Source organism: Acidocella sp., assembly GCF_028687955.1.
Lineage (GTDB): Bacteria > Pseudomonadota > Alphaproteobacteria > Acetobacterales > Acetobacteraceae > Acidocella.
In genome coordinates this window covers 1-5,475 of the sequence record NZ_JAQTZC010000100.1, presented here as the reverse complement: position 1 = coordinate 5,475, position 5,475 = coordinate 1, and the positions used below count along the sequence as shown (strand labels likewise).

4 protein-coding genes and 1 pseudogene are annotated in these 5,475 nt (G+C 63.3%); 2 read left to right on the top strand and 3 right to left on the bottom strand.

Annotated elements, in window-relative coordinates; genetic code table 11:
* A pseudogene (locus PHE40_RS10455) lies at positions 1–220 on the top strand (chemotaxis protein CheD); the annotation flags it as partial.
* Positions 221–579: 359 nt separating this feature from the next.
* Positions 580–2,004, top strand: a complete 1,425-nt coding sequence (locus PHE40_RS10450) for an efflux transporter outer membrane subunit (protein WP_299961507.1) — start codon at positions 580–582, stop codon at positions 2,002–2,004.
* Between the two features lie 38 nt (positions 2,005–2,042).
* On the opposite strand, the gene PHE40_RS10445 is transcribed toward PHE40_RS10450, so the two are convergent.
* From PHE40_RS10445 to PHE40_RS10435, 3 genes are all read right to left on the bottom strand, one after another.
* Positions 2,043–3,362 carry an AAA-associated domain-containing protein gene (locus PHE40_RS10445; protein ID WP_299961505.1) on the bottom strand — a complete coding sequence of 440 codons (1,320 nt, stop codon included), beginning with the start codon at positions 3,360–3,362 and terminating at the stop codon, positions 2,043–2,045.
* A 6-nt stretch (positions 3,363–3,368) separates the two neighbouring features.
* Positions 3,369–5,096: an ABC transporter permease subunit gene (locus PHE40_RS10440; RefSeq protein ID WP_299961510.1), complete on the bottom strand. Its 1,728-nt coding sequence runs from the start codon at positions 5,094–5,096 to the stop codon at positions 3,369–3,371.
* Positions 5,097–5,217: 121 nt separating this feature from the next.
* On the bottom strand, positions 5,218–5,475 hold a 258-nt coding region (locus PHE40_RS10435; protein WP_408839051.1), incomplete at its 5' end, for a DUF2892 domain-containing protein.

The window sequence follows — 5,475 nt, the reverse complement described above, 5'->3', positions numbered from 1 at the left end:
GCTGAACGCAACCTTCGCTGAGCGTTTTCTCAAGGCCGAGGGCATCGCCATCGCTGGCGGCAGCCTGCGCGGCGAGCAAGGGCGGCGCATCCAGTTCTGGCCTGTCACGGGCCGCGCCCGGCAGGTGCTGCTAGCGAAGGAAACCGAATCCATCATGCGGGCCGAACGCACCCGTCCGATGCCGCCCACGCCGCCAGGCCAAGGAAGTGTGGAACTTTTTACAGATAGCGAAACGGTGTTCAGACAAACCCGGCCACCTCAATCGCGTGGGCCGGGTTCGGCTACCACGTAGCGCGGCCGAGTGAAGTGATCTGCCGCCGCCGCCTTCAAGCCCCCCGGCGTTGCCGCCACCGTATGGCAGACCGCACGCAACACAGCTAACTCACCGCGCAAAGATAGTGCGAGAACATGACGCTCCAGCGCTTCCCGGCGTGCCAGGGCCTGTCAGGCCGTGGCTCTTGTGCTTTGGCGGATTGTGCTATCACTTAAGCCTAAAGGCCCGTCTGGGCGCATAAGGAGTTTGCGTACGTGTTTTCCACCTCCCGGCTTCACCCGAAACGACTCGCTGCTGTCTCACTGTTGAGCCTTTCTAGCTGCATGGTCGGCCCTAATTTCAAAGCCCCGCATCCCGCGGTCCCCACGGCTTATATCTCCAGCGCCCCCGCCACCCCCTATGTCACGGCCGGCTCGGTTAACCCCCAATGGTGGAACAGCTTTAACGACCCTGAATTAACCAGCCTGGAAACCCAGGCCGTGGCCCAGAACCTGGACCTGCAAATCGCCACCCAACGCCTGATCGAAGCCCAGGCCCAGGCCCAGATTGAAGGCGCCGTGCTCTACCCCAACATCGGCGCCAACGCCTCCTATTCCCGCGAGGGGCTTAGCGACAAGGGCGTCATCCAGGCGCTGGGCGGCGGCGGCGGCGCCGGCATTCCCGTGGCCGCTGTCCCCCCGTTTGACGTTTATCAGTACGGCCTCCAGGCCACGTATGACCTTGATCTCTGGGGCAAGAACCGCCGCACCGCCGAGGCCGCTGTTGCCGCCGCCGCCGGCTCGCTGGAAGCCCGCCGCGCCGCGCTGCTCAATGTCGAAACCCAGGTCGCCAGCAATTACATCCAGTTGCGCGGCACCCAGGCGGTGCTCGCCATCACGCAAAAAAACCTGGATTCGGCGAACCAGCTGGTTAATCTCACGGTTGAGCGCCAGCAGGCCGGCCTCACCACCGCGCTGGATGTCGCCAACGCCCGCGCCACCGCGGCGCAAATTTCCGCGCAAATTCCCACGCTCACCGCCCAGCGCGACGCGCTGATCAACCAGCTCGGCCTACTCCTGGGGCAAACCCCCAACAGCTTCCCGCCCGCGCTGTTGGCCGCTGCCCCCGTGCCGCTCACCCCGCCCAGCGTGCCCGCCGGCCTCCCGGCAGACCTTCTGCGCCGCCGGCCCGATATCCGCGAGGCCGAGGACAAGCTCCACAGCGCCACCGCCGAGGTCGGCGTCGCCACGGCGGCGTTCTTCCCGGATTTCTCCCTCACCGGCTCTGTCTCTCTCCAGGCTCTGCAACTCAAAAACCTGAACGGGCTGAGCGCGCTCACCTATGCGGTAGGCCCCACTCTCACCATACCGTTGTTTGAGGGCGGACAGCTGCACGGCCAACTCAAACTCCGCAAGGCGCAGGAGAAGGAAGCCGCCATCGGCTACGCCAAAACCGTGCTCACCGCATTTTATCAGGTGGACAACGCCCTGAGCGCCTACACCCAGGAGCACACAACGCTCAACGCCCTTACCACCGACGCGCAGCAAAGCCAGCTCGCCCTCAACCTCGCCGAGGACCAATACAAACAAGGCCTGGTGGACTACCTCACCGTCCTCACCGCGCAACAGGCCTACCTGACCGCCCAGCAAGGCCAGGCGCGCGCGCGCGAAACCCTGGGCACTAACCTCGTCACCCTCTACCAGGCGCTGGGCGGCGGCTGGGAGGGGGATGTCACCACCAGCAATTCATAAAAGGCCCAGAGGCAGGCTGAATCTGGTTTATCCCAGCTTCAACCCGCCTCATCATCCTCTTCCTCTAGCCCGAACTGCTGCGCCTCCTCGTCATACTCAAACAATTCCGCATAGCGCCCCCAGGCGATCACCGTGCGCAACGTTTCCTCGGCATATTCGGGGGACATATGGTCCTCCAGCTCGTCGCGGAAACGCACCGCCGACGCCCGGTGATTAGAGCGCTGGTCGATCACCGTGGTAATCGCTGAGATCAACGGCACATGCGCGCGCAGCTGCGCGGCAAAAATAACCTTGCGGTCCTCCGTCTCCGATTCAGCAAACTTCCGCCCGGTCTCTGTCAGAATCAAATCGCCTTCCTCCAGCACGGCAAACCCCAGCATCCCCAGCGTTTCGCCCAGCGGCAGCAACTCATCGGCCTCATATTGCAGCGCCGCCGCCAGCGCCGGCAAATCCGCCCGCCCGTCATAGGGCGGGTTATGCAGCGTCTCTAACAGGCCGGACATCAAATTCGTGCCCACCGGATGCAGCGGCGTGGCAAATCCCGTCGGCACCGCCGCCGGCGCCGCCTGCACCTCCTTGGGCGCCCGGCGCGTCATAATCCCGTATATGTCATCCACCAGCTGGCGGAACGCCGGGTCAAACCGGTTGCGCGGATGCGCGAATGGCACCAGCAGCTCATGCGCCACTCGCCCCGGATTGGAGGAGAACACCAAAATCCGGTCACACAACAACACCGCCTCCTCGATGTTGTGCGTCACAATCAGGATGGACTTCACCGGCAGCTTCTTGTCCATCCACAAATCGATCAAATCGGTCCGCAGCGTCTCCGCTGTCAGCACATCCAGCGCCGAGAACGGCTCATCCATCAGCAGCAGGTCCGGATGCACCACCAGCGCGCGCGCCAGCCCCACCCGCTGGCGCATGCCGCCTGAAAGCTCCTTCGGGTAGGCCGTATCATACCCACCCAGCCCGATCAGGTCGATCGCCGCCTCCGTGCGCTCCTCGCGCTCATCCTTGCGCACGCCCAACGCCTCCAACCCCAGCTCCACGTTTTCCTGCACGGTGAGCCACGGAAACAGCGCAAAACTCTGAAACACCATGGCCACGCCCTCGGCCGGCCCGCGCAGCTCCTTGCCGCGCCACTTCACCTCGCCAGCCGTCGGCTTCAGCAACCCTGAGACAATGCGCAGCAACGTGGATTTTCCCGAGCCCGAGCGTCCGAGCAGCCCCACAATCTCGCCTTTCTCCAGCGTCAGCTCCACATCGTCCAGCACCACCAAATCCGCGCTGGCCTCCTTGTGGTAGGACTGCCGGCAGTTGCGCACAGTCAGCAGCGGGCCTTCATAATTCTGGTCCATGATGCGTTACCCCAGGGTGGTGCGGCGTGTCGCGTAGGCATACAGCGGCCGCCAGAGAATGCGATTAAATACGATGACAAATACCGACATCACAACAACTCCCAGCACCACACGCGCCGTATCGCCGTTGTTCGTCGCCTGCGCGATATACGCGCCAAGCCCCTGCGCCACCAGTTTCTTGTTGCCCCAGCTCGCCACCTCGGCCACGATCGAGGCATTCCAAGCCCCGCCCGAGGCCGTGAGCGCCCCGGTGATGAAATACGGCAGAATCCCCGGTATCATCACCTTGCGCCACCACAGCCAGCCGCGCACCCGGAAATTCGCCACTGCCTCCTTCATATCCCCCGGAAACGCCGCCGCCCCCGCGATGACGTTGAACAACACATACCATTGCGTGCCGATCAGCATCAGCGGCGAAAGCCAGATGTTCGCGTTCACATGGAAATACACAATCGCGATCACCACCGGCGGAAACAGCAAATTAGCGGGGAAGGCGGCCAAAAACTGCGCAATCGGCTGCGCGATGCGCGTGGCTCCCGGCCGCAGCCCTATCCACACGCCAATCGGCACCCAAACCACCGCCGCCACGCTCATCAACACAATCACCCGCGTCATCGTATAGGCGCCCATCAGCACCGCGGTTCCCAGATCATGCCATTGCAGCGAGGCCGCGACAAAATCGACAATCCGCCACCCCGCATACGCGGCCACCAGCGCGATCACCCCGAACCACACCCCATCGACAATGCGCGAAGGCTTCCGGTTCTCGTCGACCTGCACCCGCACCCCGGCCCCCAGCCGCAGCCGGAACACCACCTCCAGCGCCGCGCTCACCGCATCGCCGATCGCGCGGAGCACCGCCGTGCGGCGCAGCAGTTTCAGCATCCATGGCTCCGGCGCGGAAACGCTGGCCGTTGTCTCAAAACGGAACTTGCCGGACCACGCCACCAGCGGGCGGAAGATCAACTGATCATAGAGCAAAATCACTACGAGCATCGCCACAATCGCGTAGCCGATCGCCGCCACATTCCGCTGCGCCAGCGCGGTCGCCACATACGAGCCAATGCCCGGTAGCGCGAAGGTGGTGTTGCCCACCGTCACCGCCTCGGAGGCCACCACGAAAAACCAACCGCCGGACATTGAGAGCATGGTGTTCCAGATCAGCCCCGGCATCGCGAAGGGCACATCCAGCCGCCAGAATTTCTGCCACGGCGAGAGCCGGAAGCCGCGCGCCACCTCCTGCAAATCGGTAGGCAGCGTGGTCAGCGCCTGATAAAAGCTGAACGCCATGTTCCACGCTTGGCTGGTGAAAATCACGAACACCGCCGCCAGCTCCGCGCCCATCACCTGGCCGGGGAACAACGCCATGAAGAACGTCACCGTAAAGGTCAGAAACCCCAAAATCGGCACGGATTGCAGAATATCGAGTATGGGTATCAGCACCATCCCCGCGCGACGGCTCTTCGCCGCCAGCGTGGCGTAGGTGAAGGTGAAGGTGAAGGAGAAGAACAGCGCCGCGAACATCCGCGCCGTGGAGCGCAGCGCATAATACGGAAGATACGCCGGGTTAAGATGGATCGGCGTATTCTGTATGGCCGCAATCGGCGTCGCGATCGTCCCGCGCCCCACATCCACCAAGCCGATCAGCAGCCCCATCACCAGCAGCAGCGCCACCCCGTCCCAACGGTTGGGCAACCGGCGTCCGGCCAGGGCAGGGGGGGTATAGTTGGTCATCATGCTGCCTGGCGCTTTAAGGGTTGTTCCGCTGCTTCCCCTTAGCCACGTCGGGCTCTTTTGTCACCCGGGGCGGTGGTTGCACTTTCATGAACCTCCCCCCGGTTTCTCTCAATCCAACTCAGGCCGAGCGGCAGGTCTTTATCCCAAACGGCAGATACGCCGGGCACCAGCCGGTAGTCCCGGTCGCCAGCGGCACAACGCCAATATAGCCCCACCACCCCACATAATGCAGCAACGCCGCGACAATCAGCGCCAGCCCCACCACAATGCGCAAAATCCGGTCAATCCCGCCAACATTCTTCTTCATTTTGGTCTCCATGCCGTATGCCGTGTTAAGTTCATCACTTCGCAGTATGCGCGCCGGGGTTAACCCCTG

Coding starts and splice junctions, on each gene's coding strand:
- PHE40_RS10440 (WP_299961510.1), bottom strand. CDS start 5,096: ATGACCAACTATACCCCCCCTGCCCTGGCCGGACGCCGGTTGCCCAAC.
- PHE40_RS10445 (WP_299961505.1), bottom strand. CDS start 3,362: ATGGACCAGAATTATGAAGGCCCGCTGCTGACTGTGCGCAACTGCCGG.